This window comes from Ciceribacter lividus, assembly GCF_003337715.1.
GTDB lineage: Bacteria > Pseudomonadota > Alphaproteobacteria > Rhizobiales > Rhizobiaceae > Allorhizobium > Allorhizobium lividum.
On sequence record NZ_QPIX01000001.1, the window covers coordinates 1 to 24,531 of the forward strand.

The following is a 24,531-nucleotide window of genomic DNA, read 5'->3' on the forward strand; positions in this document are numbered from 1 at the left end:
CGCCGAAAAATCCTCAATTCGCCATGTCGTCGACGTCGGCATAACTGGGGAATTTTACTGCGGCACTTCTGGGGAAAATTCACGCGGCATTGACACAAATGGCACGCGATGATTATGAACGCCGAGCTCCGGTCAGCGACAACTGTGATCCAAATGTAGACGATGACTGACGCGAGAGCGATCCAAACTGTCGGATCACGCAGCAGACGCCTTGCACCGTCGTCCCGTTTGCGACTAGGATTCCGCTTGAGGCAGATACGCGCTGCCTTGGGGCGTGGAAACCCCGTGTACACAGGTATTAGTGTCGACCTGCAACGGCACTTCTCCTTGATCTTTATGGTCGGGGAGCCTGCGGCGTATGCAACAGGTTCACCCGAACTAAAGGCCGTGGGGATCGTGTGTACACGGTTTTCCAACTCCCCGATCACCAGGGGTCAATGAGCATGGACGCGGGGGCGAACCGCGGATGCTCCCAGGAAGCCGATCGAACGACACGAGGGCAGACAAGCCCGTTTCCTTATCCGATCTGCGTCCGCGACCCTCGCCATTGCAACAAGGGGAACCCGTCATGTCGGATACACAGCAGGCATCGAGTTGCAGTTTCTATACCTATGTCTACGGCGACGACCTCACGAGGACCAGCCGCCGCTTCTATGACACGCAGGACAGGGCGCGGCGGGATATCGTCACCTTTCGCAGGGAATTGCTCGCAGAGAATGGCCGCTATGAGCCGCTGCCGGACATGAAGATCGTCCGCATGGAGACGGTGCCCGTGACGCCGCAGGCACTGGTCTCGCTGTTCAACGACCTTGACGGCAAGCTCGGCGACTTCATCCGCTTGCGGGCAGTCGTCGAGGTGATCACCGAGCCGCAGGTGCGAACAGGGTAGGGCGGCCCGTTCGCCTGAGGCGGCGGAACCGACTGAGGCCTTTGCCTGGTTCCGCCGGAAGGGCGTTGTGTTCCGAGACAAACACGAATTCAGAGCGGCGCCGAAGCGGCGGAAGGCGGCGTCAACGTTTCGATCGAAAAGGAGACATGCCGATGACTCGTGCTGCCCTCTATGCCCGCTATTCCTCGGATAACCAGAGGGAGGCCTCGATCGAGGACCAATTGCGATTGTGCCGTGAGAGGGTTCTGAGGGAAGGATGGGACTTCGCAGAGACATATTCAGACGCCGCAATATCCGGGGCGAGCATGCTCCTCCGCCCGGGAGTCAGGCAACTTCTTGCGGATGCCCAATCGGGACAGTTCGAGGTCGTCGTCGCGGAGGCGCTCGACCGACTGTCCAGGGATCAGGAAGACATAGCGGGCTTGTTCAAACGACTGCGGTTCGCCGGTGTGACAATCGTGACGTTGAGCGAGGGACAAATCGATGAGCTGCATGTCGGGCTGAAGGGCACGATGAACGCGCTCTTTCTCCGAGATCTGGCTGCAAAAATACGCCGTGGCCAGATCGGCCGCGTGACGAAAGGCTTTTCCGCCGGTGGCTTGTCATACGGCTACCGTGTGGTGCGCAAATTCGACGAGCGGGGCGAACCGATCAGGGGGCTTCGCGAGATCGATCCCGAACAGGCGGAGGTGGTGCGCCGGATATTTAGTGAGTTCGCGTCGGGGCGTTCCGGGCGCACGATTGCTGCCGCCCTCAACCGCGACGGCATTCCGTCGCCTTTCGGCGGCGAGTGGGCCGCATCGACCATCAACGGAAATCTGAAGCGCCGCAGTGGAATGCTCTACAACGAAGCCTACGTCGGATTGCTGGTGTTCAATCGTCTTCAAATGATGAAGGATCCGGATACCGGAAAGAGGATTTCGCGGCCCAATCCTCCAGATCAGTGGCAGGTCGTCGACGCGCCGCATTTGCGTATCGTCGCCGACGATGTCTGGGACGCGGTACAGCTTCGGAAGAGGGCGTATGGCGGAACGCGCGTCCATGAGCGCAGACGCCCCAAACGAATATTCTCCGGGCTGATCCGGTGCGGATGTTGTGGAGCGGCTTACACCGTCAAGTTTCAGGATCGGTTGTCCTGTGCAGCTCATCGCGAGAAAGGGACCTGCGATAACAACCGCACCATTCGCATGCCGGACCTGGAGCAGCGTGTTCTCGGGGGGATAAAGCGCCGATTGCTGGCGCCGGAGGCGATCGCGGAGTTCCTGAGCGAATACCAGGCGGAGCAGAAGCGGTTGAATGCCGGCGCTGATCGCGAGCTGCGCGAAGGCGAGAGGCAACTCGCCAAGCTGGACAAGCAGATCCGGAATATTGTCGATGCTATCGCCGACGGAGCAGCGACGATCTCGCTGAAGGCAAAGTTGCGCGAACTGGAAGCGGAGAAGGCACGGCTGGTCGCCAGTCTCGACTTCCTGCGCGCGTCGACAAAGGTAGTCGAGCTTCGGCCCGCATCAATCGACTCCTATCGTACCAAGATCGAGGAGCTGCAACTCGGGCTGCAATCGAACGACTCGATGCAGATGGCTTGCGAAATCCGCTCCCTGGTGACCTCAATCGAGGTTCACCCGTGCGAAGAACGAGGTCAGGTCGAGCTTTTCGTGAAGGGAGCGTTAGCGGACCTGCTGAACCTTCCGAAGAAGAAGTCAAACGTAGCGCTTAACACTGTAGTGATGGTAGCGGGAGAGGGACTTGAACCCCCGACACGCGGATTATGATTCCGCTGCTCTAACCACCTGAGCTACCCCGCCACAGGCACCGTGAAGCGGTCGTTTCGACCACCCCGGCGTCAGGATGAGCGGCTTATAAGGTGCCGCTCCCGTTGGTGTCAAGCGCCCGATCATCTTTTTGAAGCGCTTTTGCAATCTCGCCCACCGGCGGCCTTTTTCGGCCATCCGGTGCGGCTTTCCCCGACCCTTACCCCCTCAGGCGGCGACCGGATTGGAAAGCAGCGCCTTCAGCGAGGCCTCGGCCGGAGCCGAACGTTCGGAGCGCTCGATGAAGCCGCCGCCGTAGACGCGGGCGTCGGGGCCGGGGGCCGAATAGAGCACGCAGGCCTGTCCCGGGGCGACGCCGGCCTCGCCGATTTCGAGGTCGACATAGACACCCCTGTCGTCGGCGTGCAGCACCGCCGGCGTCGGCGGGCGGGTCGAGCGGACCTTGGCGAAGCAGGCGAAGCCGTCGGCTGCCTCCTCCTGAAGCGTCCGGTCGCCGAGCCAGTTGATGTCGCGCAGATACACCCGGCGGGTGTCGAGCGCCTCCTTCGGACCGACGATCACGCGCCGAGAGCGGGCGTCGAGATAGACGACGTAGAGCGGCTCGCCGGTCGCGACCCCCAGACCCTTCCGCTGTCCGATCGTGTAGTGGAGGATGCCCTCGTGATGGCCGAGCACGCGGCCGTCCATGTGCACGATGTCGCCGCCGAGCGCCGAATCCGGCCTGAGCCTGGTGATGATGTCGGCGTACTTGCCCTGCGGCACGAAGCAGATGTCCTGGCTGTCGGCCTTCTTGGCGACGACGAGCCCCATCTCCTCGGCGAGCGCGCGCGTCTCTGCCTTGGAGAGGCCGCCGAGCGGAAAGCGCAGGTAGTCGATCTGCTCCTGCGTCGTCGCGAACAGGAAGTAGCTCTGGTCGCGTTCGCTGTCGACCGGACGGAAGAGCGCCCGGTGGCCGGGATCGTTCGGCAGCGGCATCGCCCGCGAGCGGATGTAATGGCCGGTCGCCAGTGCATCGGCGCCGAGTTCCCTGGCGGTCGCGAGCAGGTCGGCGAACTTGACCGTCTGGTTGCAGGCCACACAGGGGATCGGCGTCTCGCCGGCGACGTAGCTTTCCATGAACGGGTTGATCACCGTGTCGCGGAAACGCTGTTCGTAGTCGAGCACGTAATGCGGAATGCCCAGCGTCTCGCAGACGCGGCGGGCGTCGTCGATGTCCTGTCCGGCGCAGCACGAGCCGGCGCGGTGGACGGCGGCGCCGTGGTCGTAGAGCTGCAGCGTGATGCCGAGAACGTCGTAGCCCTCGCGCTTCAGGATGCCGGCGACGACGGAGCTGTCGACTCCGCCCGACATGGCGACGACGACGCGCGTATCTTCGGGCCTTTTGTCAAAATCCAGTGTGTTCACGGGCGTTCCGCCAGTCTCGAAATCGGTAACGGGTGTCTCTGGCAGGCCTTTGTCGCCCGCCGCCGGGGCGCGCAATCGCGCTCGTTCGGCAAGTCCGGGATCTTAACCCGATCGTCGCAGGGATATAGAAAGGAATGCCCCCGCACGCAAGGGGGCGGTGATTCGCGGTCCTTCCGCGACAGCTGTTCGGAGACATGCAACGCGATGAAGCCGGCCCTTTCCCTCGCCGTGACGGAGGAGCGTTTTCCCGTCGCCGGCGCCTTCACCATCTCGCGCGGCTCGCGCACCGAGATCCGTGTCGTCACCGTCGAGCTTTCCGACGGTACCTTCCGCGGGCGTGGCGAATGCGTGCCCTATGCCCGCTACGGCGAGACGGTGGAGGGTGTCATCGAAGTGATCCGCTCGCTCGAGACCGACCTCCGCCGGGGGCTCGATCGTTCCGCCCTGCAATCGCGCCTGCCGGCGGGGGCCGCACGAAACGGGCTCGACTGCGCCTTCTGGGATCTGGAAGCCAAGCGTGCGGGCCGGCCCGTCTGGCAATGCGCCGGGCTTGCCGCACCTCTGCCCGTCGTGACCGCCTATACGCTCTCGCTCGACGCGCCGCAGAAGATGGCCGAAGCCGCCGCGCGCAATGCCGGCCGGCCACTCCTCAAGGTGAAGCTCGGGGGCGAGGGCGATCTGGAACGCATCGAGGCGGTGCGGCAGGGCGCGCCGCGGTCGAAGATCATCGTCGACGCCAACGAGGGCTGGACGGTCGAGCAGTATCTCGGGCTCGCACCGACCCTTGTCCGGCTCGGCGTCGCGCTGGTCGAACAGCCGCTTGCCGCGGGAAAGGACGATGCGCTTGCCGAGATCGAGCGGGTGTTGCCGGTCTGCGCCGACGAGAGCTGCCACGACCGGGCCTCGCTTTCGCATCTTGCTGGCAAGTACGACGCGGTGAACATCAAGCTCGACAAGACCGGCGGCCTCACCGAGGCGCTGGCGCTCCGGGAGGAGGCGATCCGGCAGGGGTTCGACATCATGGTCGGCTGCATGCTCGGCACCTCGCTCGCCATGGCGCCGGCCTTCCTCGTGGCGCAGGGCGCGCCCTACGTCGATCTCGACGGGCCGCTGCTGCTCGCCGCCGACCGCGACGACCCGATCCGCTACGAGGGTTCGCTGATGCAGGCGCCAGATCCGGCGCTCTGGGGCTGAGGGGCGCGTGCGGGCATCGACGACAAGGAAACGAGGACAGGAACATGGACAGCGACGAATTCCGCATGTGGTCGCGGCGGGTGGCGGACTGGGGCGTCGACTACCGCGAGAGCCTGCGCGAGCGGCCGGTGCGCGCCAGAACGAAGCCCGGCGACATCGCCCGGCAGATCACCGAAGCAGCGCCGGAGACGGGCGAGCCGATGGAGGCGATCTTCGCTGATTTCGAGCGGATCGTCCCGGACGGGCTGACGCACTGGCAGCATCCGCGCTTTTTCGCCTATTTCCCGGCCAATGCGGCGCCGGCCTCCGTCGTTGCCGATTATCTGGTGACGGCGATCGCCGCGCAATGCATGCTCTGGCAGACCTCGCCGGCGGCGACCGAGATGGAGACGCGGGTGGTCGACTGGCTGCGCCAGGCGCTCGGCCTGCCGGCGGGTTTTGCGGGCGTCATTCAGGATTCCGCCTCGACCGCCACGCTTGCCGCTGTCCTGGTGATGCGCGAGCGTGCGCTGAAATGGGCAGGCAATCGCGAGGGATTGTCCGCGCACCCGGCGGTGCGCGTCTACGCCTCGGAGCAGGTCCATACCTCGGTCGACAGGGCAATTTGGATTTCCGGCATCGGCGCGGACAATCTCGTCCGCATCCCGACCAAGGGGGCGCTTCACGGCATGGACCCGGAGGCGCTCGATGCGGCAATCCGCGCCGATCTCGCGAGCGGCCTTCTGCCCGTGGGCGTCGTTGCCTGCACCGGCGGCACCTCGATCGGCGCCTGCGATCCGATCGACCGGGTGGCGGAGGTCGCCCATGCGCACGGCCTCTACCTGCATGTGGATGCGGCCTGGGCCGGCTCGGCGATGATCTGCCCGGAATTTCGCACGCTGTGGCAGGGGATCGGCGAGGCCGATTCCATCGTCTTCAATCCGCATAAGTGGCTCGGCGCCCAGTTCGATTGCTCGGTCCAGTTCCTCAAATATCCCGAGGAGCAGGTCCGCACGCTCGCCATCCATCCGGAATACCTGAAGACGCACGGCCATGACGGCATCATCAACTATTCGGAATGGTCAGTGCCGCTCGGGCGCCGCTTCCGGGCGCTGAAACTCTGGTTCCTCATGCGCCACCACGGCCTCGAAGGCCTGAGAACGATGATCCGCAACCACGTCGCGTGGTCGGTCGAACTCGCCGGCCGGCTCGCGGCCGAGCCGGACTTCGAGATCGTCACGGAGCCGGTGCTGTCGCTCTTTTCCTTCCGCCACAGGGGCGGTAAGGATGCGGACCGGCACAATCTCGCGCTGGTGCAGGCGATCAACGACGACGGCCGCATCTATCTCACGCAGACGCGCGTCGGAGGGGCGATCGCCATCCGCTTCCAGGCCGGACAGTTCGACATGACCCGCGACGACATGGACGTGGCGTTCGCGACGATCACCGAGGTTGCCCGCAGTCTGAAATGATGTGCTGCCGCGCACGATTGCGGGGCGCGGCGCGGTGGGTTCGAAAGGTTCCGGGGCGGTAAGAGAATGGCGGACGAAACGGTTGCGCGGGACAGGGCGAAGGATGGCGGGCAGCAGCGCGTCCGCCTGCGGCATTTCTCCCGTTCGCTGCCGATGTTGCTGCTTCGCGCGCGGGAAGCGATGATGCGGCACTTCCGCAATTCGCTCCGCATGCACGACATTACCGAGCAGCAGTGGCGCATCCTTCGCGCGCTGGTGACGATGCCGGACATCGAGGTGACGGAACTCGCCCGGGCGACGTTCCTGCTCGGGCCGAGCCTGTCGCGGATCCTGAAGGATCTGGAGGCGCGGCAACTCATTGAACGTCGTCAGGACGAGAACGATCTCCGGCGCTCCCGGATCGTCATCAGCAAGACGGGTCTGGCACTCATCGAAAAGGTCTCACCGCAATCCGAAGAGATCTATGCCGAGATCACGCATGCCTTCGGCTCCGAGCGGATGCGCGAGCTGCAAAGGCTTCTCGAGGAACTCGAGGTCGTCGTGAACGGTCTTGAAGATCGCCGGATTCCCGACGAGAAAGGCGAGATGTGAGCGGGCGCCGTCCGCTCCAGCCCCACGGGTGCCCGCACAACAGTTCTCAGCCACACAGGAGTTGATCTTGGCAAAGGTGATACACTCGATGATCCGCGTGCTCGACGAGGCGCGGGCAACGGAATTCTACCGCAAGGCGTTCGGGCTCGAAGTCGCCGAACGGCTCGACTTCGACAGCTTCACGCTCGTCTATCTCAGCAATCCGGAGAGCGAATTCGAGCTCGAACTGACCGTCAACAAGGGGCGCGAGGAGGGCTACGCCCTCGGGGATGGTTACGGTCATCTCGCCGTGTCGGTCGACGATCTCGGCGCAGAACACGCGCGCTTCACCGGTCTCGGGCTGAACCCCGGCAAAGTCGTCGAGTTCAACCGCGACGGCGCGCTCTTCGCCCGGTTCTTCTTCGTGACCGATCCGGACGGCTACAAGGTCGAGGTCCTGCAGCGTCACGGGCGCTTCAAGTAAGATGCGGGGACCGGCGCCGGGGCGATGCGTCGCGGCTTCGGTTCCTGCCCTCAGTGCCAGGCCGATCTCAGAGCACGCGCCTTGGCCTTGGTCCGGTCGATCGCATGGCGCAGGCGGTAGGCGTTGCGTGGAGACAGGTGGTGCTGCACGGCCATCGCATGGCCGCGCCAGACGAAACCATTGCCGAACCATGCGGAGACCCAGAGAACCGGCAGCGCGAGGTCACGCAGCACGAGCGCGAGCGGCGTGTTGCGGCCGAGCGGCCAGCCGAAGGCGCGGATGACGAGAAGCTCGCAACCGTACCAGACGGCGGCATAAGCGAGCACGGCCGCGGGCGACCCGAGGCCGGCCATGCTGCCGGCAATCGCGGCGGCGAGCGGAAAGGCGCCGCCGACCAGGATTTCCGGCACGAAAAACAGCGGGAACGACACCCGTCGCAGACGCGCCCAGCGGAGCTGCCGCCGCCAGATGCCCTGCCATGTGCGGCGTCCGAGCGGCTGCGGGAAGGGAATGTCGACGAGGCGGACCGAAAGCCCGGCCTCGCGCACGATCTTGGTGGAGGCTGCGTCCTCGGCGACCTCGTCGGCGAGACGGGCAAATCCGCCGGCGCGGTCGATCAGGCCACGATGGAAGAGCATGGTCTTGCCCTGGGCGAAGCCGAGACCGATTTCGTCGGCGAGCATCTGCCAGCGCGCCTGGAAGCTGTCGAGCCAGGCGGCCTCGATTTCGGCTGCGAAACCGACGGGTTCCGTGCCGGCCGGCGGCGAGCACACCATACCGGTGTCGGGCTCCCAGCGGGCGAAGAGCTGCGAGAGATAGTCCTCAGGCGCAAGCACGTTGCTGTCGGCGATCACGATCCACGGGTAGCGCGCGGCGTCCCAACCCTTGACGAGGTTGTTGAGCTTCGGATTGATGCTGACCTGGCCGTTGCCGACGAGAAGTGTCGAGGGAACGTCCGGGTGTTCCGCCATAAGCCGCCGGACCAGCGGAACGGCCGGATCATCGGCATCTTCGACGCAGAAGACGACTTCGTAGACCGGCCAGTCGAGAAGAAAGGTCGAGCGCAGCGTCGCTTCGAGATTGTTCTCGATGCCGCAGAAGGGCCGCAGGATGCTGACGGCGGGCCGGGCGGTCTGCGCCGGGTGGGCCTTCGGTCTTGTTCTTGTCTTCCGGCGGTAGATCCAGCCGAGGCTGACGAGGTGGATAAGCAGGGCAGTCGCGCAGAACGTCATGATCAACATGGTCACGATCCTTGTACCATCCGCTGCCTGATACTATCGCCTCATGACAATTCTGCAAAAGGGAATTGCCGTTCTGCGACGAAAGATGGGGACCGGCGCGAATGCCGGGGTCTTGTGCCTGAGAGGCCTGCCGGTCAGGTGCGGCCGGATTTGCCGCGACCAAGGACGGTGACGAGCCGCCAGCCGAGGAAAAGCGCCACGATCCCGGCGGCGAGAAAGCCGCTCGCGTCGCCGACGATCTCGGCAATGGCGAGCACATTGTCGCTGAAGAGGATTCCGAGGCCGACATGCAGGATGACCCACACCGCCTCGCCGGCGACGCCGGCGGCGGTGAAGTGCGCCCAGGAAAAGCCGGTCGCTCCGGTCACCAGGTTCATGTAGGGGCCGAGCGGGCTGAACAGCCAGCGGGTGAGAAAGATGCCGATCGTCGCATGGCGGGCGATCTCCTGCGTTGCACGGTCGAGTGCGGCCTTGCCGGCCGGCTTCCTCGCGATGCGGGTGGTGACTGCCTGGCCTGCGAAGCGCCCGACGAAGTAGCCGATCTGGTCGCCGCCGACGGCCGCGGCAAACGCGGTTACGAAGACCGGGACCAGACCGAAATCGCCGGCGGCGGCAAAGGAGCCCATCAGCATCATCACCAGAGAGGCGGGAAGCGGTAGCCCGAGGCAGCTCAGGCCCGCCACTGCCGCAAGCAGGGGTAGCCCGTAAACCGGAACGAGAGCGAGGATGGCGTCGCTCATCGAACGGGGCCGCCTTCCCGGAGCTTTGCGATCGCCCGCTCGATCTCGGCGCGGAATTCCTCCGGGCTCATGCCGCGGTCGCGGGCGAGCTGTTCCACCGTCGGGCGCCGGCCGGTGCCGAGCGGCCCAACCCCCAGCGCATCCGCCAGTGCCTCGCGCGGCAAGTCGTAGGAGCGGGCGATATAGCCGATCGTCATCCAGGTCTCGATCGGCTGGTTGCGGTGTTCCGGCGCGTTCCAGTAAACGACGTAGAAGGCGAAGCGTGCGGCAAAGAAAAGCGCAAGCGCCGAGGTCGCGAGGAAGGCGAGAAGCAGCAAGCGGTGTTCGCGCCAGAGGATTGCCGCTCTCTTCATGTCCGGTCGTGCCTCATCCCGTCTGCGAGGATCGCCGCACTTGACTCGGTCCGTCGTCCTCTTTCATTCAAGGGCGAGTTAACCGCAAAAGGCGATGGCCGACAATGAGCGCAGCAGAGGTCAGACTGGAGGAGAGCTGGAAACGGGTCCTCGGGCCGGAGTTTTCCAGTCCTTACATGCAGCAATTGCGGGAATTTCTGGTTGCCGAAAGAGCGAACGGCAAGCGCATCTTCCCGAAGGGCGCGGAGTATTTCCGGGCGCTCGACCTGACGCCGCTCGGCAAGGTTCGGGTGGTGATCCTCGGCCAAGACCCCTATCACGGCGCCGGCCAGGCGCACGGGCTCTGCTTCAGTGTGCAGCCGGGCGTGCGTGTGCCGCCGTCGCTCGTCAACATCTACAAGGAACTGGAAACCGACCTCGGCATTCACCCGGTCCGCCACGGCTTCCTCGAAAACTGGGCGAAACAGGGGGTGCTGCTCTTGAACAGCGTTCTGACCGTCGAGGAGGCCCGCGCCGCCTCGCATCAGGGTCGCGGCTGGGAACGCTTCACCGACGCGGTGATCCGCGCCGTCAACGACGAATGTTCCTCGGTCGTCTTCATGCTCTGGGGCTCCTATGCCCAGAAGAAGGCGGCCTTCGTCGATCGGGAGCGCCATCTGGTGCTGAGGGCGCCGCATCCCTCGCCGCTTTCGGCGCATAACGGCTTCTTCGGCTGCCGGCACTTCTCCAAAGCGAACGAGTTTCTGCGTTCACGCGGGCTGGAGCCGATCGACTGGCAGCTTCCGACCGAGCCCATGCTGGCGCAATAAACTGCCGCCGGTTGTCCTCCGCGGCGCTTGCGGCTGCCGCCGGCCTGTTGGATAGTGCGGCCCTGTTGTCCAGGTCCGGGGAGCCCACACATGAGCAATCGCCTGAAATTCTTCATTGACGGCCAGTGGGTCGATCCTGTCCGGCCGGCACTGCTCGACGTCATCGATCCTTCGACCGAAGAGGCGTTCACGCAGATTGCCATCGGATCGGCGGCCGACGTCGACCGGGCGGTAGCGGCGGCAAAGGCGGCGTTCCCGGCCTTTTCGATCTCGTCGCGGGAGGAGCGGCTGGCGCTTCTCGAGCGTATCCTCGCCGCCTACAACGAGCGCATCGACGACATCGCCGAGGCGGCCAGCCGGGAGATGGGCGCGCCGCTTCCCTTCGCCCGCGATTCGCAGGCGACCTCCGGTTCGGCACATCTCGAAACGACGATCGAGGCGCTGAAGACCTTCGCCTTCAGCGAGAAGCGCGGCACGACGATGATCGTGCGCGAGCCGGTCGGTGTCTGTGCCCTCATCACGCCGTGGAACTGGCCGCTCAACCAGATCGCCTGCAAGGTGGCGCCGGCGATCGCCGCCGGCTGCACCATGGTGCTGAAGCCGTCCGAGATCGCGCCGATCACCGGCGTCATTTTCGCCGAAATCATGGAGGCTGCGGGCACGCCGAAGGGCGTCTTCAATCTCGTGCACGGAACCGGTCCGGACGTTGGCCAGCCGATGGCGAGCCACCCGGATGTCGACATGGTTTCCTTCACCGGATCGACCCGCGCCGGCGTCGCCGTCGCCAAGGCTGCGGCTGACACGGTGAAGCGGGTGGCGCAGGAACTCGGCGGAAAGTCCGCCAACATCATCCTGCCGGATGCCGATCTGGAGATTGCAGTGAGCAAGGGCGTCGCCGGCTGCTTCGGCAATTCCGGTCAGTCCTGCAATGCGCCGACCCGCATGCTGGTGCCGGCCGAACGGCATGACGAGGCTCTGGCGATCGCCAAGACGGCGGCGGGTACCTTCGTCGTCGGCGACCCTCGCTCGCCCGACACCCGGCTCGGTCCGGTGGTCAGTGGCATGCAGTTCGACAAGATCCAGCAGCTGATCGAAGCGGGCATTCGCGAGGGGGCGACACTCGTCGCGGGCGGGCCGGGGCGGCCGGAGAACCTCAACCGCGGCTACTATGTGCGCCCGACGGTGTTCGGCAACGTCACCAACGACATGACCATCGCGCGGGAAGAAGTCTTCGGGCCGGTCCTGTCGATCCTGCCCTACAGGGACGAGGAAGAGGCGATCGCGATCGCCAACGACACCGTCTACGGGCTCGCCGCCTATGTCCAGTCGGGGGATATCGGCCACGCCCGCAAGGTGGCCGCGCGGCTGAGAGCCGGTTGCGTCCACATCAACTATCCGGCGTGGGACCCTTACGCGCCGTTCGGCGGCTACAAGCAGTCGGGCAACGGCCGCGAATACGGCGAATGGGGCCTTCACGACTTCCTCGAGGTCAAGGCGGTCATCGGCTACGGGGAATAGGCGCCCCTTCCAGAGATTGCCGTCCTTTTGCCGTTTCGGCGGCTTCCGGCGCTCGTCGGGACGGCCGGCGCTCCGTCGTCACCGATGTCGATCAGCAGCCGGCACCGGCCAAGGCCGCAACCGCTGCATCCCTCGTTTCCTGATCTTTACTTGCCTGCCGTCGCCGGCTTGCCCCACTCGGCAATCGCGATCCCGCCGAGCACGAGGACGAGGGCGATGACGTGGAAGAGCTGTACCGGCTCGGAGATGAGGGTGACGGAGAGCAGGGTGCCGAAAACCGGTACGAGGTTGATGAAGAGCCCGGCACGGTTGGCGCCGATGCCCTCGACGCCCTTGATATAGAAGATCTGCGAGATGAGGGACGGAAAGAGCGCCGCATAGGCGATCAGCGCCCAGCCGGTGAGGTCGGGCACGACCAGGTTTCCGGACGACGCTTCCCATAAGACGAGAGGCAAGGCGGTCAGGGTCGCGCCGAGGGCGGCGCCCGCCATCATGCTCTTCCAGTGTACGGGCGGCTTCCACCGCAGGCCGACCGTGTAGATCGCATAGGCGACCACCGCCAGCAGCAGCAGGGCGTCGCCGTAGTTGAGGGTCAGCGCGAGAAGAGCCGCAAGATCACCGTGTCCGGCCGTCAGCGCGACGCCGATGAAGCTGATGAGGAAGCCGACGATCTGGACGAAGGAGACCGGTATGCGAAAGAAGGCGAAGTTCAGCACGAAGATCAGAACAGGGATGCCGCCCTGCTCGATCGCGCCGTTGACCGCGCTCGTATATTGCAGGGCGGTGTAGAGGAAGCCGTTGAACGCGGTATAGCCGATGGCGCCGTAGGCGAGGAGGAGCAGCCAGTTGCGCCGGAGCACCGGCCAGTCGGTCCTGAGCTGCGGCACGGAGATCGCCGAGATCAGGATGGCGGCGATCGCCCAGCGGGAAAGATTGAGCGCCATCGGGCTTATGTGGCCGATCGCGAGCTTGCCGACGATGGTGTTGCCGCCCCAGAAAAGTGTGCAGACGGTGAGCAGAATATAGGATCGAAAAGGCAAGCGGCTTACCTTCGGATTGGGACGGGAATGGGTGGTGCTGTGCATCGATTTGGCCCTCGGGATAGGCGAGCCAACGGGCATTGTCACGCAAAAAGCCAAATCGCCTTTCACAAACAGGTCGATTTTAAAAAAGCAACACAGTATAGATGCGCGGGTTTGGATAGGGCGCAGCCAGCGCAGATAGGCAGGATTTTGAGATGACGAACGTCGTGGTGGTCGGGTCGCAATGGGGTGACGAGGGCAAGGGCAAGATTGTCGACTGGCTCTCCGAGCGCGCCGATGTCGTGGTGCGTTACCAGGGCGGACACAATGCCGGCCATACGCTGGTGATCGATGGCGTCAGCTACAAGCTTTCGCTTCTGCCCTCCGGCGTCGTCCGGCCCGGCAAGATGGCCGTCATCGGCAACGGCGTCGTCGTCGACCCGCATGCGCTCATCGCCGAAATCGGCAGGCTGGAGGCGCAGGGCGTCAAGGTCACGCCGGAGAACCTGAAGATCGCCGACAACGCGACGCTGATTCTCTCGCTGCACCGGGAGCTCGACGGCATGCGCGAAGATGCGGCCTCCAACTCCGGCACCAAGATCGGCACCACCCGCCGTGGCATCGGCCCGGCCTATGAAGACAAGGTCGGTCGTCGTGCGATCCGCGTCATGGATCTCGCGAACACCGAAGCGTTGTCGGGCAAGGTCGACCGCATCCTCACTCACCACAACGCGTTGCGTCGCGGTTTCGGCGTTCCGGAAATCAGCCACGAGACGATCATGAAGGAACTAACGGATGTGGCCGACCGCATCCTGCCTTTCATGGATACTGTCTGGAGCTACCTCGACAAGGAACGCCGCAAGGGTTCGCGCATCCTCTTCGAAGGCGCGCAAGGGTCGCTGCTCGACATCGACCACGGCACCTATCCCTTCGTGACCTCCTCCAACACCGTCGCCGGCCAGGCGGCCGCAGGCTCGGGCATGGGGCCGGGCGCGCTCGGCTATATTCTCGGCATCACCAAAGCCTACACGACGCGTGTCGGCGAGGGACCGTTCCCGACCGAACTTCACGACGAGATTGGCCAGTTCCTTGGCGAAAAGGGCCATGAATTCGGCACCGTCACGGGCCGCAAGCGCCGTTGCGGCTGGTTCGATGCAGCCCTCGTGCGCCAGTCGGTCGCCACCAACGGCATCTCCGGCATCGCCTTGACGAAGCTCGATGTTCTCGACGGTCTCGACGAGATCAAGATCTGCGTCGGCTACACGCTCGACGGCAAGGAAATCGACCATCTGCCGGCAAGCCAGGGCGACCAGGCCCGTGTCGAGCCCGTCTACATCACGCTCGAAGGCTGGAAGGATTCGACCGTCGGCGCGCGCCGGTGGGCCGACCTGCCGGCGCAGGCGATCAAATATGTGCGCCAGGTCGAAGAGCTGATCGGCGCGCCGGTGGCGCTGCTTTCGACCAGTCCTGAACGTGACGATACCATACTTGTGACCGACCCGTTTGAGGATTAATGTCGGAATTCTTTAACGAATTGTCCGCCGGCCCGGGCCGGCGCCCAAGAGAAAGTGCCCATGGCTGATTTCATTTCGGTTATCCGGCGTGCCGTCGACGGCCTGTCGAACAACACACCGGAGATGCGTGCGAAGGTCTATGAAAAGGCCCGGAGCGCGGTGGCGCGGCAGCTGGAGAACATGTCGCCGCGTCCGCCGGAAGAGATGCTGCGCCGCCAGATGGACAAGCTGGAAGCCGCCATCCAGGAAGTCGAAGCCGAGCATATCGAAGCTTTGCCGGAAGAACCGGAAGCCGCCTTGCTGGAGGAGGAGCTGGGGATCGCCCCGGTTGCCGCCCATGCGGAACCGGAGCCTGAACCCGAACCGGAGCCGGAGCCGGAGCCTGAAGAGGAGCCGGAGGCCTATCAGGAGCCTGCCACCGAAGAGGTCCATGATGTCTACGCGGTCCATGAGGAACCGGTAGAGGAGCAGGCAGAGGAAGAAGCCTACGAAGAACCTGTCGCGCCGAGCTATCCGGTATATCCGGTCGAGGCTGCGCGGGAGGAAGAGGTAGAGCATCCGGCCGAGGAGCCCGCTGAGCCCGCCTATCACTACGAGGAAGCTGAGCCGGAGCATGTCGCCTGGGGCGCGGAAGGCGAACACGCCGCCGCCGAGCCTGCGGCGGAGGAAGCGGATCATGGCGAGCCGTGGCTGCATGCAGGCGAGGAGACGCCGGCGGAACCCGTGTCTGAGCCGGCCGTCCCTGCCGAGCTGGAAAGCCGGCATCCCGTCACGACCGCGGAGCCCGAGGTCGAGGAACCGGTAGCCGAAGAGCCGCCGGCCGTCGCGCCGGCCGTCTGGTCGGAGAGCATTCCGGAATACGACCGCACTTACGGTGACTGGGCGGAAACCGCGCGCGAGGAAGAAAAGCCGCACGAATACGAAGCGCCGGAAACGGCTGCTGCTGCAATGCCGGCTTCGGCCATGCCCGAGGTGACCGTCGGGTCCTGGCCGGCCGCCGAGCAGCCTGAACCGGTGGAGCCGCCGGCGGCGGAAGCGCCTGCCGGCAAGGCGCCGTCGCACGACATCGATCTGCTCGACTGGGACACCACGGCCTATCAGCCGCCGGCCGGCGTCGACGGAAGCAAGGGCGGCGAGGCGCAGAACTTCGACGATTTTGCCGACTGGTACGCGGCGGTCGCGACACCGGCGGCGGGCGCGGCGGTCGAGGCCGGCGAAGGCCGGAAGGCCGACCAGACGGCGTCCGAAACCGCGTCGAAGGCGGCCGGGACGGTTCCTCCGGCGGCGAAGACCGCAGGCAAGCCGTACCGTATCGAACAGACCAAGCGGCGCAACTATGCCCCGATCGCGGTCGGCGTGCTCGTCGTGGCGGCGCTTGCCGGCGGCGGCTACGAACTCTGGGCGAACCGCGACGCGGTGAGCACCTTCGTCAGTGACACCGTCAATTCGCTGACGGCGATGGTTGCCGGCGACGGCACGGAGCCGACGACGCCGCCCGCCGAAAACGCTGCGAACGGAACGCCGCCCGCCACGGACACAAAGCCCGAGGCAGGTGCAGAGACCAAGGCTCCCGATGCCAAGGCGCCGACGCCTCCGGAAGAGGGCGCCGTGACAGGGCAGAAGTTCACCCAGCGCCTGACGGCGGACGGGACGGAAGTCGATGAAGGCGCCGGTACTGCCGGCGCAAACACCGGCGGCGAAGGGCGCTCGGTCTCCGAACAGAACGTCGCCGGCACGCAGCCGGACGGCGAGGCGGGGGCGACGGCCGGAGGAACCTCGCCGGGCGCGACCACGACGCCGCCGGTCGACATGAGCAAGCCGATCGCAGGCGAGAAGGCCTTCCTCTACGAGGAAAAGCTCGGCCAGACCTCGCCGACGGCGATCACCGGCGCCGTCGAGTGGACGGCGCTCAACGACACGAGCGAGAACGGGCGTCCCAATCCGGCGATCCAGGGCAAGCTCTCGATACCTGATCGCGGCCTGTCGGCGCTGATCACCATCAGGCGGAACGCCGACAATTCGCTGCCCGCGAGCCACCTGATCGAGGTGGTGTTCTCGGTGCCGGCGGATTTCGAAGGCGGAGCGATCGACAATGTCCAGCGCATCGCGATGAAGCGGACGGAACAGGACCGCGGCGATCCGCTGGTGGCCGTTTCGGCGAAGATCACGGACGACAGCTACCTGATCGCGCTCAACGACTTCCAGGACGTGGTCGCCCGTAACCTCGACCTGCTGCGCACCCGCAACTGGATCGATATCCCGGTCACCTATCGCAACGGTCGCCGGGCGCTGCTGACCCTCGACAAGGGCACGGCCGGCGTGGCGGTCTTCGACGAGGTCATGAAGCAGTGGGCCGCGCTCGACAACGGCAACGGCGGCGGCTGACGACAAAGAAAAAGGGTTTCGGGCGATAGCCCGAAACCCAGTATCGTAAAAGGCGGAGAGGCGACCACGCCGCCGCGAAGATGACTGTCACGCCGCCCGCCCGTCAGGGCTCAGATTGCGGCCACGCTCCGGAAATTCCGAGGATCAGGCTTCGACCACGCGGAGAGCGGAGGCGCGCTCGAGCGCCTCCTTCTGGACGGCTTCCTGGACCTTCTCGAAGGCCCGGACCTCGATCTGGCGGACGCGCTCGCGGCTGATGTCGAACTCCGCCGACAGGTCTTCCAGCGTCACCGGATCTTCCGCCAGACGGCGGGCCTCGAAGATTCGCCGTTCGCGGTCGTTGAGGACGCTCATGGCGCGGGCCAGCATGCGCCGGCGCGTTTCGAGCTCGTCCTGTTCGATGAGCACATCTTCCTGGCTGTCGTGCTCGTCGACCAGCCAATCCTGCCACTGGCCGGATTCGCCCTCGGCGGCACGGATCGGGGCGTTCAGCGACGCGTCACCGGAGAGGCGGCGGTTCATCGAGATGACCTCGTCCTCGGAGACGTTCAGCTTGGTGGCGATCTCCGTCACCTGCTCGGGTTTCAGGTCGCCTTCCTCGATCGCCTGGATCTTGCCCTTGAGGCGGCGAAGGTTGAAGAACAGCCGCTTCTGGTTGGCGGTCGTGCCCATCTTCACCAGCGACCACGAGCGCAGGATGTATTCCTGTATCGCGGCCTTGATCCACCACATGGCGTAGGTCGCCAGGCGGAAGCCGCGCTCCGGATCGAACTTCTTGACCGCCTGCATCAGGCCGACATTGCCCTCGGAGACGACTTCGCCGATCGGCAGGCCGTAGCCGCGATAGCCCATGGCGATCTTGGCGACGAGACGCAGGTGGCTCGTCACGAGCTTGTGGGCCGCATCACGGTCGCCATGCTCGGCATAACGCTTGGCCAGCATGTACTCTTCCTGCGGCTCAAGCATCGGAAATTTACGGATTTCGTCGAGATACCGGCTCAGGCCGGCCTCGCCGGCGGCGATGGTAGGCAAAGTATTGCGGGCCATCAAGCACCCCCTTTTCTTGTGTCGCGACGGTCCCCTTGAGTAACCCCAGCCCATAGGCAAACCGCCGGCATGGCTTCTGGACGAAGCCCATCCAAGCCATATCCCAGATAAGTACGGCAAAACAGTGATTCAAGCTATCGTTACTGCGTTATATCATTACAATTCGGTAACCTCGACCGGTCCGCGGGTCACAAGCGCGTGAGGCGTTCCAGCCCGTAAGACCGGCTCCTGCGATAGCGGTCGAAATCGCCGTCGATCTGGCCGCGCGATACGCCGATGTCCTTCAGCGTCTGGTCGGAAAGGCCGTAAAGTGCCCTCCTGGTGCGTTGCTTCTTCCGCATCCGCAGAAAGAAGGCCACCACGCCGGCGAGCCACGATCCTGCTCGCGCGGAACCGTCCAGCGGACATTCCGCTGCCGTGCCGTCGGTCGCCGTGTCGGTCGAGGCGTCACGCCCGGGCGGTAAAAGGGCGAGCACATCCTGCCGCGGGCGTGTCCGCCCCGGATCAAAATTGTCCATCACTGTTCTCCTGTCAGAAAAGGCCGGCTCGTCAGAGCCGGCCGTCAAGCAGTGGTCGTTCGGTTTGCCTCAGTTCTGCATGTGTGCCGCAGGCTGGCGGCCGATCGCCTGATAGGCTTCCCGCAGGGCGTCCGCACATTCCTGGCAGCAGACCTCCACGGTCTTGCCGCCGATCCGCACGGCAATACGGCCATCGTCGAGCTTGCAGTCACAGGCAGCACATGTGTCGTTCTTCATCATCCGCTCCTTTGCATCGGCTGTTGTCCACGGTCTCAAAATGCCTCTTTCGCCGGTCCGCCGCTGTCAGATTCTTTAGCGATTTGCCTCCGCTCCGAATGTCGCGATGGTTCAGCGCAGGCCGACGAACCGCTGGAACTCCGCCGGGGTGCGGCCATAAGCCTGGCGGAAGGCCGCGCTGAAGTGGCTGTGGCTGGAAAAGCCGAGTTCGAGGCCGAGCGCCGTCAGGTCGTCGTAGTCCCCCAGAAGGTCGAGCGCCTTGGCGAGCCGGAGGCGCAACTGATAGCGATAGAGCGGCACGCCCTCGACCTGCTGGAACACCTGGGTGAGGTAGACGGGGGAGACGCCCGTTTCCGCGGCGATCTCGCCGAGCGTCCAGCGGCGGGCGAGGTCCGAGGAGAGCACGAGCTTCGCCCGGTCCGCGAGCTTCCTGCGGCCGTAACTCGACGAGTAGCTCGACGACGAGACACCTACGCTGCGCCGCCCGACGGCGCGGCGCACGAGCGTGAGCGCCAGCGTCTCGCCCTCCAGCATCTCGGCGGCGCGGGTGGCGAGGCCGTGGCGCAGCAGGGCGACGAGGGCTTGGGCGCGCGCGTCGATCTGCAGCTTCTGCCTGTCAAAGGCGAAGGCCGGCACCTTCGTGCAGTGGGTGTCGGGAACGAGTTCGGCGAGCAGGGCTTCCGGCATCGCCACGCTCAGGCAGGCATCGCCGCCGGCCACAGGATGGCTGACCCGATAGGCCTCGTCGCGGTTGAAGAGGAGCACCTGGTTCGGCTCGGCGACGACATCCTCGTCCCCGATGCGCCGAACGAATACACCCCGGTAGGGAAAGACGAGACAGGTCTGCGACGCTCGTTCTTCTTCACCCATCTCGCGACATGCGCCGTCGCAGATCACGTCGCGAACGGCGACGCTATCCGTCTCGAGCAGCAGGTTTACCACGAAGGCCATGGCCGGTTCTCCAGTTCAGGAATCGGAACGTAACGCGAACATTCGCGTTCCGCCACCCGATTCTTGAGAAAATCGACCGATACCTAATCGCCGTCCGGAACCAGCGCTCAGATCGCGCGCAGGGCCTCAATCACCCTGACCATGTCTTTCGGCAACGGCACTTCGAAGCGCATGACCTCGCCGGTCGACGGATGCTCGAACTGCAGGAGATAGGCGTGCAATGCCTGGCGGGGGAAGCGGTTGACGATGGTCCGGGCCGGTTCGGGCAGCAGGTTTGCCTTGGTGCGGAAGGCGGCGCCGTAGTCGACGTCGCCGACCAGCGGATGTCCGATATGGGCCATGTGGACGCGGATCTGGTGGGTGCGTCCGGTCTCCAGTCGGCACTCGACGAGCGAGGCGATGCAGGTGGCGTCCGGCTTCTCGCCGTAGCGCTCAAGCACTTCGTAATGGGTGATAGCCTCGCGCGCGTCGTCGCTTTCCTCGCGCTTGACGGCGCGCTTGGTGCGGTCGCCGGCGCGGCCGAGCGGCGCGTCGATCGTTCCGTGCAGGCTCCGCGGCCGGCCCCAGACGATCGCCTGGTAGGCGCGTTCCAGTGGGCCGGTGCGGCCGTGGTCGGCGAACTGGTCGGCGAGGCGGCGGTGGGAAAGGTCGTTCTTGGCGACGACCATGACGCCGGACGTATCCTTGTCGAGCCGGTGGACAATGCCCGGCCGCTTGACGCCGCCGATTCCCGAAAGGCTGTCGCCGCAATGGTGGATCAGTGCGTTGACCAGCGTGCCGGTCCAGTTCCCCGCCGCCGGATGGACGACGAGGCCCGGCGGCTTGACGATGACGATCAGGTCCTTGTCCTCGTAGACGACATCGAGGGGGATATCCTCACCCTTCGGCTCCGGATCTTCCGGCTCCGGCATTACGATCGCCAGGCGGTCACCGGGGTGGATCTTGCGTTTCGGTTCGGTGGTCGGATTGCCATTCAGCGTGACCGCGCCCTGCTCGATCAGCGCCTTGACGCGGCTGCGCGAGAGACTGCCTTCGAGATGCGCCGCAAGCCAGGCGTCAATGCGGCCCTCGGCATCGTCGCCGGCAATCAGCTCTTTCCTTGCGCTTTCGGGTTGGTTAAAGGGGTCGTTCATCCCTGCGATCCTGCGTAACGGCGGTTTTCCGCCCGGTTCGCTCTCGATCAGAACGGGCCATGGCCGGTCGCTCCGAAGGAAAGGCAAGCGTATATGACGAATTTCGAGCCAGAAGAACAGGAAGAAAAACCGCTCGATCCGGCGCTGGAGAATGTCCGCCGAAAGATGGTGCGTCTGCAACTCGTCTCCGCGGGCATCATGTTCGTCAGCCTTATGGCCGTGTTGGGCGCCGTTGTCTACAAGGCGACCAAGAGCGAGACCCGCGAGCCGCAGGCGTCTGCGACGCTTGCGATTCCGGCCGACCAGCCGGTGACGGCGACGGCCAGCCTGCCGCAAGGCTTCACCGTCCAGTCGACCGCGCTTTCGGGCAGCCAGATCCTGTTCTTCGGCCAGATGGCCGACGGCACGCGCAAGGCGCTCGTCTTCGATATCGCGATCGGCCGCGTCGTCGCGGACGTGACGGTCGCCGGGCAGTGATCCCAGCCGCATGACGCAGGCGCGCGAAAGAACGGAGATCACCGATCCGGACGATCCGCGCATCGCGGAGTTCCGGCACATCCGGGAGCGCGATCTCACGGGGCGGGAAGGCCGGTTCGTCGCAGAAGGCACGGTCGTACTGCGCATGCTGGCGGCCGCGCACCGGGCGGGCCGCGGCATCCGGGTGGAGAAGATCCTGCTCCTGCGCAACCGTGCCGCCGGCCTTTCGGACGTCCTTTCGCTCTTCCCGGACAACGTCCCCGTCTACGAGGCGGAGGCCCCGGTGATCGACGCGATCGCCGGCTTCCACCTGCATCGCGGCGTGCTGGCGCTCGGCGTTCGCGACACTGCACCTCCGCTGAAGGAACTGCTGCGGGCACTGCCGGAGGAGGCGCTGGTGCTTGCCGCCTGCGGCATTTCCAATCACGACAATATCGGCGCGATGTTCCGCAATGCCGCCGCCTTCGGCGCGCGTGCGGTGATCCTCGACGAGACCTGTTGCGATCCGCTCTACCGCAAGGCGCTCCGGGTATCGGTCGGATCGGTGCTCACAATGCCCTACGCGCGGGAGGGCTCGATCCTCGACATGCTCGGGGCACTTGCCGAAGCAGGCTTTGCGATCTGGGCGCTCTCGCCGAAGGGCGAGACAGAAATCCGCGACATCGCACCATCGCCGCGCCTGGCGCTGGTCATGGGAACGGAAGGCGAGGGGCTGCCGCCCGCCGTGCTGTCGCGGTTCCACACCGCCCGCATCGCCCAGTCCCCGGACCTCGACAGCCTGAATGTCGGGACGGCGAGCGGGATTGCCCTCTACAGCGCGGCGATGGCCAAGCGCATCCTCTGAAAAGTCGTTATTCGGACGTCGTGGGCGTGACCGTCGCCGGCAGCGACGGATCGAACGCCACGGCTCGTTCGGCAAGCGACTTGCGAGCCTCGGGGCTGCGGACGGAAACCTTGGACATGAGCGCGCGGATGGGCGAACCGGCGCCTTCCTTGCGAGCGGTGAGGGCGATCATCTTGGCGGCGATCTCGGCAATCTCTTCCCGCAGCGCCTCGTCGTTCGCAGGCGAGGTCGCCTTCATCAGCCGTTCGGTCAGCGCCGTGTGACGGTGGCGCAGTTCGTCGGCGAGCAGATCGGTGTCGATCGCGGCCGCCGGCTGCATCAGCACCAGCGGGTCTTCTGTGGCTTGCTCGGGAATGTCGATCTCCTTGATGTCCGGCGCGGAAATATTGGCGGCACGCAGCGCGCGGAGCGCCGCGCGCACCTGGCGATTGCCGGCCTTCAGGTTCTCCCGCAGCGTCGCGATTTCCTTCGTGCGGCGTTCGATGACGGCGTCCTTGTCGACCGCCTCGGCCATCAGCCGCGCCAGCCGGTCGTCGAGCCGCAGGAGCTTGTCTTCCTCCTGCGCCAGCCGCATCTCCGCGTCCTTGGCGCGGCGGGTGGCCAGTTTCGTCTCCTGCGCCAGCTCGTCGCGCTCGGCCCGCAGCGTCTGCACCCGCATCTTGAGGTTCTCGATTTCGGTGTCGCGCGCGCTTTTCTCGATCTTCAGGTCGTCGACTTCCCGGTTCATCCTGGAGATGCGCACGACGAGGCGTTCGATTTCGAGGTCCTTGGCGACGGCGGTCTCCTCGGTGCGCTTCAGCGTGGCGTGGAGATGCAGCGCCTCGCTTTCGGCGCGGCGGATCTCCGCGCGGAAATTTGCGGCCTCGATGCTCATCTCGTCGATCTGGGTGCGAAGGTCCTGGGTTTCCGCGGACAGCCGGCTGGCCTCGGCGGCGAGTGCCTCGTTCCTGAGCTTCAGATCGACCGACTTGTCGCGCTCGCGCTTCAAGTCCTGCGACATCCGCGCATTTTCGGCCGCGTAAACGGCGCGCGCCATGTCCTTCTGGGCGCGTACTTCCCGCGGGCTGAGCGGTGTCGTCGCTTTCATCCGCTTCTCTGTGTAGCGCACGATCCGCTTGTGAACCGCAGGAGCGATCAGCATCACCAGGAGAACTGCCGAGAGGAAGCCCAATCCGAATAGCAGTGCATATTCAATCACGATCGCGCCATCTCGACTGAGGTATTGCGGACACCAAGTCTGTCATTAAACATGGGGCTCCACGCAGAACAAGCCGGCGGGGAGGCAGTGGCCCGAGAAAGTCACCGGAGGGCGCCGCTCCGGCACCACGCGCCTGGCTGCTCAGAAGGGGTTCCAGGTGGGCTGGCGGGTGAGCTTCAAATAGCCGACGTTGACCCCGAGGCGGGCGCCGATGCCGGTGCGGATCGGGACGAGGACAATATTCTGGTTCTTCAGGACGGTCATGCCGAGGCCGGCGACGACGTAGGCCGAGCCGCTGACGCCGCCATAGCGGGCATAGAGGCTGTCGATGCTCGGCAGGTCGTAGACCAGCATCATCGCGCGCGTGCCGTTGCCGCCATAGTCGAGGCCCAGAGACGGTCCCTGCCAGAAGACGTCGTGCTGGCCGGCATTCTTCGTGTAGAGCATGCCCTCGCCGTAGGTCAGGCCGGCGATGAAGGCGCCGGAACCCTCCTGGCCGAGGATATATCCGTTCGGCAGTCCGTATTGGGAAAAGGCCTTCTCGATAACCTTGGCGAGCGCACCGCTGGTTTCACCGAAGAAGCTGTGGCCGGCGTCGACGATTTCCTGGGCGGTGTACTCGTCGCCTGCAGCCGCGGCCGAACCGGCCTGGTAGCCCACGCCGACAAGAAGGACGATCGCCGCCATCAGCGCACGAAGGCCTGCGATCTCGCGGATGAAGTCAAGGCGCATGGGTTCCTCCAAACTTTTCGATGCGCGTGCATCACTATGCCGAGTAAA

Annotated in this window: 24 protein-coding genes and 1 tRNA gene; 12 read left to right on the plus strand and 13 right to left on the minus strand. The window is 65.2% G+C overall.

The annotated features are described in order from the left end of the window. Nucleotides 1-568 precede the first annotated feature (568 nt). Nucleotides 569-889 (plus strand): hypothetical protein, encoded by a 321-nt coding sequence (locus DFR48_RS00005; RefSeq protein WP_114361135.1) that lies wholly within the window; start codon nt 569-571, stop codon nt 887-889. Between the two features lie 152 nt (nt 890-1,041). Continuing rightward, complete coding sequence (locus DFR48_RS00010) at nt 1,042-2,661, plus strand: recombinase family protein (protein WP_114361778.1); 1,620 nt, start codon at nt 1,042-1,044, stop codon at nt 2,659-2,661. On the opposite strand, the gene DFR48_RS00015 is transcribed toward DFR48_RS00010, so the two are convergent. Together DFR48_RS00015 and mnmA are read right to left on the minus strand one after the other, a co-directional pair. Then, a tRNA-Met gene (locus tag DFR48_RS00015) sits at nt 2,618-2,694 on the minus strand. The genes DFR48_RS00010 and DFR48_RS00015 overlap by 44 nt on opposite strands. Nucleotides 2,695-2,868: 174 nt before the next feature. Next, a complete protein-coding gene (gene mnmA / locus DFR48_RS00020) occupies nt 2,869-4,065 on the minus strand; it encodes a tRNA 2-thiouridine(34) synthase MnmA (protein ID WP_114361779.1) in 1,197 nt (398 codons plus the stop codon). 204 nt (nt 4,066-4,269) lie between these two features. Between mnmA and dgcA the strand changes: the two genes are divergently transcribed. The 4 genes from dgcA to DFR48_RS00040 all read left to right on the plus strand — a co-directional run bounded on the left by dgcA (nt 4,270) and on the right by DFR48_RS00040 (nt 7,764). Continuing rightward, nucleotides 4,270-5,259 (plus strand): N-acetyl-D-Glu racemase DgcA, encoded by a 990-nt coding sequence (dgcA, locus tag DFR48_RS00025; RefSeq protein ID WP_114361136.1) that lies wholly within the window; start codon nt 4,270-4,272, stop codon nt 5,257-5,259. Nucleotides 5,260-5,303: 44 nt separating this feature from the next. Continuing rightward, nucleotides 5,304-6,710: a pyridoxal phosphate-dependent decarboxylase family protein gene (locus DFR48_RS00030; protein ID WP_114361137.1), complete on the plus strand. Its 1,407-nt coding sequence runs from the start codon at nt 5,304-5,306 to the stop codon at nt 6,708-6,710. Nucleotides 6,711-6,776: 66 nt separating this feature from the next. After that, on the plus strand, nt 6,777-7,301 hold the full coding sequence (gene hpaR / locus DFR48_RS00035) for a homoprotocatechuate degradation operon regulator HpaR (protein ID WP_114361138.1): 525 nt from the start codon (nt 6,777-6,779) through the stop codon (nt 7,299-7,301). Nucleotides 7,302-7,368: 67 nt separating this feature from the next. Beyond that, on the plus strand, nt 7,369-7,764 hold the full coding sequence (locus DFR48_RS00040; RefSeq protein ID WP_114361139.1) for a VOC family protein: 396 nt from the start codon (nt 7,369-7,371) through the stop codon (nt 7,762-7,764). A gap of 50 nt (nt 7,765-7,814) precedes the next feature. Here DFR48_RS00040 and DFR48_RS00045 read toward each other — a convergent pair whose 3' ends face one another. From DFR48_RS00045 to DFR48_RS00055, 3 genes are all read right to left on the minus strand, one after another. Continuing rightward, the gene (locus DFR48_RS00045; RefSeq protein ID WP_114361140.1) at nt 7,815-9,005 is read right to left on the minus strand and encodes a ceramide glucosyltransferase; all 1,191 of its coding nucleotides are present in this window, start codon (nt 9,003-9,005) and stop codon (nt 7,815-7,817) included. Between the two features lie 134 nt (nt 9,006-9,139). Beyond that, nucleotides 9,140-9,745: a DedA family protein gene (locus tag DFR48_RS00050; RefSeq protein ID WP_114361141.1), complete on the minus strand. Its 606-nt coding sequence runs from the start codon at nt 9,743-9,745 to the stop codon at nt 9,140-9,142. Further along, nucleotides 9,742-10,098 carry a hypothetical protein gene (locus tag DFR48_RS00055; protein WP_114361142.1) on the minus strand — a complete coding sequence of 119 codons (357 nt, stop codon included), beginning with the start codon at nt 10,096-10,098 and terminating at the stop codon, nt 9,742-9,744. Before DFR48_RS00055 ends, DFR48_RS00050 begins: the two co-directional genes overlap by 4 nt. A 104-nt stretch (nt 10,099-10,202) precedes the next feature. Here DFR48_RS00055 and ung point away from each other — a divergent pair, with 104 nt between their 5' ends. Both ung and DFR48_RS00065 read left to right on the plus strand, forming a co-directional pair. Continuing rightward, nucleotides 10,203-10,907: a uracil-DNA glycosylase gene (gene ung, locus DFR48_RS00060; protein WP_114361143.1), complete on the plus strand. Its 705-nt coding sequence runs from the start codon at nt 10,203-10,205 to the stop codon at nt 10,905-10,907. 90 nt (nt 10,908-10,997) lie between these two features. After that, a complete protein-coding gene (locus DFR48_RS00065; RefSeq protein WP_114361144.1) occupies nt 10,998-12,425 on the plus strand; it encodes an aldehyde dehydrogenase family protein in 1,428 nt (475 codons plus the stop codon). Nucleotides 12,426-12,571: 146 nt separating this feature from the next. On the opposite strand, the gene DFR48_RS00070 is transcribed toward DFR48_RS00065, so the two are convergent. Beyond that, the gene (locus DFR48_RS00070) at nt 12,572-13,465 is read right to left on the minus strand and encodes a DMT family transporter (protein WP_114361780.1); all 894 of its coding nucleotides are present in this window, start codon (nt 13,463-13,465) and stop codon (nt 12,572-12,574) included. Nucleotides 13,466-13,662: 197 nt separating this feature from the next. On the opposite strand from DFR48_RS00070, the gene DFR48_RS00075 reads away from it, so the two are divergent. Together DFR48_RS00075 and DFR48_RS00080 are read left to right on the plus strand one after the other, a co-directional pair. Then, nucleotides 13,663-14,961 carry an adenylosuccinate synthase gene (locus tag DFR48_RS00075; RefSeq protein WP_114361145.1) on the plus strand — a complete coding sequence of 433 codons (1,299 nt, stop codon included), beginning with the start codon at nt 13,663-13,665 and terminating at the stop codon, nt 14,959-14,961. Between the two features lie 60 nt (nt 14,962-15,021). Further along, nucleotides 15,022-17,346, plus strand: coding sequence for a hypothetical protein (locus DFR48_RS00080; RefSeq protein ID WP_114361146.1), 2,325 nt, complete (start codon nt 15,022-15,024; stop codon nt 17,344-17,346). 144 nt (nt 17,347-17,490) lie between these two features. Here DFR48_RS00080 and rpoH read toward each other — a convergent pair whose 3' ends face one another. The 5 genes from rpoH to DFR48_RS00100 form a co-directional block, all read right to left on the minus strand. Then, nucleotides 17,491-18,393: an RNA polymerase sigma factor RpoH gene (gene rpoH / locus DFR48_RS00085; RefSeq protein WP_114361147.1), complete on the minus strand. Its 903-nt coding sequence runs from the start codon at nt 18,391-18,393 to the stop codon at nt 17,491-17,493. A gap of 188 nt (nt 18,394-18,581) precedes the next feature. Then, nucleotides 18,582-18,911 carry a DUF1127 domain-containing protein gene (locus DFR48_RS00090; RefSeq protein WP_114361148.1) on the minus strand — a complete coding sequence of 110 codons (330 nt, stop codon included), beginning with the start codon at nt 18,909-18,911 and terminating at the stop codon, nt 18,582-18,584. 69 nt (nt 18,912-18,980) lie between these two features. Further along, nucleotides 18,981-19,148: a hypothetical protein gene (locus DFR48_RS21845; RefSeq protein ID WP_170141757.1), complete on the minus strand. Its 168-nt coding sequence runs from the start codon at nt 19,146-19,148 to the stop codon at nt 18,981-18,983. A gap of 111 nt (nt 19,149-19,259) precedes the next feature. Next, nucleotides 19,260-20,099 carry a helix-turn-helix transcriptional regulator gene (locus DFR48_RS00095; protein ID WP_114361149.1) on the minus strand — a complete coding sequence of 280 codons (840 nt, stop codon included), beginning with the start codon at nt 20,097-20,099 and terminating at the stop codon, nt 19,260-19,262. 107 nt (nt 20,100-20,206) lie between these two features. After that, the gene (locus tag DFR48_RS00100) at nt 20,207-21,232 is read right to left on the minus strand and encodes an RluA family pseudouridine synthase (protein WP_114361150.1); all 1,026 of its coding nucleotides are present in this window, start codon (nt 21,230-21,232) and stop codon (nt 20,207-20,209) included. Nucleotides 21,233-21,325: 93 nt separating this feature from the next. Between DFR48_RS00100 and DFR48_RS00105 the strand changes: the two genes are divergently transcribed. Both DFR48_RS00105 and DFR48_RS00110 read left to right on the plus strand, forming a co-directional pair. Continuing rightward, nucleotides 21,326-21,709, plus strand: coding sequence for a hypothetical protein (locus DFR48_RS00105; protein WP_114361151.1), 384 nt, complete (start codon nt 21,326-21,328; stop codon nt 21,707-21,709). A 10-nt stretch (nt 21,710-21,719) separates the two neighbouring features. Further along, nucleotides 21,720-22,553: a TrmH family RNA methyltransferase gene (locus DFR48_RS00110; protein ID WP_114361152.1), complete on the plus strand. Its 834-nt coding sequence runs from the start codon at nt 21,720-21,722 to the stop codon at nt 22,551-22,553. Between the two features lie 7 nt (nt 22,554-22,560). On the opposite strand, the gene DFR48_RS00115 is transcribed toward DFR48_RS00110, so the two are convergent. Next, complete coding sequence (locus DFR48_RS00115) at nt 22,561-23,751, minus strand: coiled-coil domain-containing protein (protein ID WP_114361153.1); 1,191 nt, start codon at nt 23,749-23,751, stop codon at nt 22,561-22,563. A 141-nt stretch (nt 23,752-23,892) separates the two neighbouring features. Further along, nucleotides 23,893-24,483, minus strand: a complete 591-nt coding sequence (locus DFR48_RS00120; RefSeq protein WP_114361154.1) for a DUF1134 domain-containing protein — start codon at nt 24,481-24,483, stop codon at nt 23,893-23,895. Between the last annotated feature and the right edge of the window lie 48 nt (nt 24,484-24,531).

What these genes read in the sequence shown, in the direction of transcription:
- DFR48_RS00005 (WP_114361135.1), top strand. Translation starts at nt 569, where the DNA reads ATGTCGGATACACAGCAGGCATCGAGTTGCAGTTTCTATACCTATGTC.
- DFR48_RS00010 (WP_114361778.1), top strand. Translation starts at nt 1,042, where the DNA reads ATGACTCGTGCTGCCCTCTATGCCCGCTATTCCTCGGATAACCAGAGG.
- dgcA (WP_114361136.1), top strand. Translation starts at nt 4,270, where the DNA reads ATGAAGCCGGCCCTTTCCCTCGCCGTGACGGAGGAGCGTTTTCCCGTC.
- DFR48_RS00030 (WP_114361137.1), top strand. Translation starts at nt 5,304, where the DNA reads ATGGACAGCGACGAATTCCGCATGTGGTCGCGGCGGGTGGCGGACTGG.
- hpaR (WP_114361138.1), top strand. Translation starts at nt 6,777, where the DNA reads ATGGCGGACGAAACGGTTGCGCGGGACAGGGCGAAGGATGGCGGGCAG.
- DFR48_RS00045 (WP_114361140.1), bottom strand. Translation starts at nt 9,005, where the DNA reads ATGTTGATCATGACGTTCTGCGCGACTGCCCTGCTTATCCACCTCGTC.
- DFR48_RS00050 (WP_114361141.1), bottom strand. Translation starts at nt 9,745, where the DNA reads ATGAGCGACGCCATCCTCGCTCTCGTTCCGGTTTACGGGCTACCCCTG.
- DFR48_RS00055 (WP_114361142.1), bottom strand. Translation starts at nt 10,098, where the DNA reads ATGAAGAGAGCGGCAATCCTCTGGCGCGAACACCGCTTGCTGCTTCTC.
- ung (WP_114361143.1), top strand. Translation starts at nt 10,203, where the DNA reads ATGAGCGCAGCAGAGGTCAGACTGGAGGAGAGCTGGAAACGGGTCCTC.
- DFR48_RS00065 (WP_114361144.1), top strand. Translation starts at nt 10,998, where the DNA reads ATGAGCAATCGCCTGAAATTCTTCATTGACGGCCAGTGGGTCGATCCT.
- DFR48_RS00075 (WP_114361145.1), top strand. Translation starts at nt 13,663, where the DNA reads ATGACGAACGTCGTGGTGGTCGGGTCGCAATGGGGTGACGAGGGCAAG.
- DFR48_RS00080 (WP_114361146.1), top strand. Translation starts at nt 15,022, where the DNA reads ATGGCTGATTTCATTTCGGTTATCCGGCGTGCCGTCGACGGCCTGTCG.
- rpoH (WP_114361147.1), bottom strand. Translation starts at nt 18,393, where the DNA reads ATGGCCCGCAATACTTTGCCTACCATCGCCGCCGGCGAGGCCGGCCTG.
- DFR48_RS00090 (WP_114361148.1), bottom strand. Translation starts at nt 18,911, where the DNA reads ATGGACAATTTTGATCCGGGGCGGACACGCCCGCGGCAGGATGTGCTC.
- DFR48_RS21845 (WP_170141757.1), bottom strand. Translation starts at nt 19,148, where the DNA reads ATGAAGAACGACACATGTGCTGCCTGTGACTGCAAGCTCGACGATGGC.
- DFR48_RS00095 (WP_114361149.1), bottom strand. Translation starts at nt 20,099, where the DNA reads ATGGCCTTCGTGGTAAACCTGCTGCTCGAGACGGATAGCGTCGCCGTT.
- DFR48_RS00100 (WP_114361150.1), bottom strand. Translation starts at nt 21,232, where the DNA reads ATGAACGACCCCTTTAACCAACCCGAAAGCGCAAGGAAAGAGCTGATT.
- DFR48_RS00105 (WP_114361151.1), top strand. Translation starts at nt 21,326, where the DNA reads ATGACGAATTTCGAGCCAGAAGAACAGGAAGAAAAACCGCTCGATCCG.
- DFR48_RS00110 (WP_114361152.1), top strand. Translation starts at nt 21,720, where the DNA reads ATGACGCAGGCGCGCGAAAGAACGGAGATCACCGATCCGGACGATCCG.
- DFR48_RS00120 (WP_114361154.1), bottom strand. Translation starts at nt 24,483, where the DNA reads ATGCGCCTTGACTTCATCCGCGAGATCGCAGGCCTTCGTGCGCTGATG.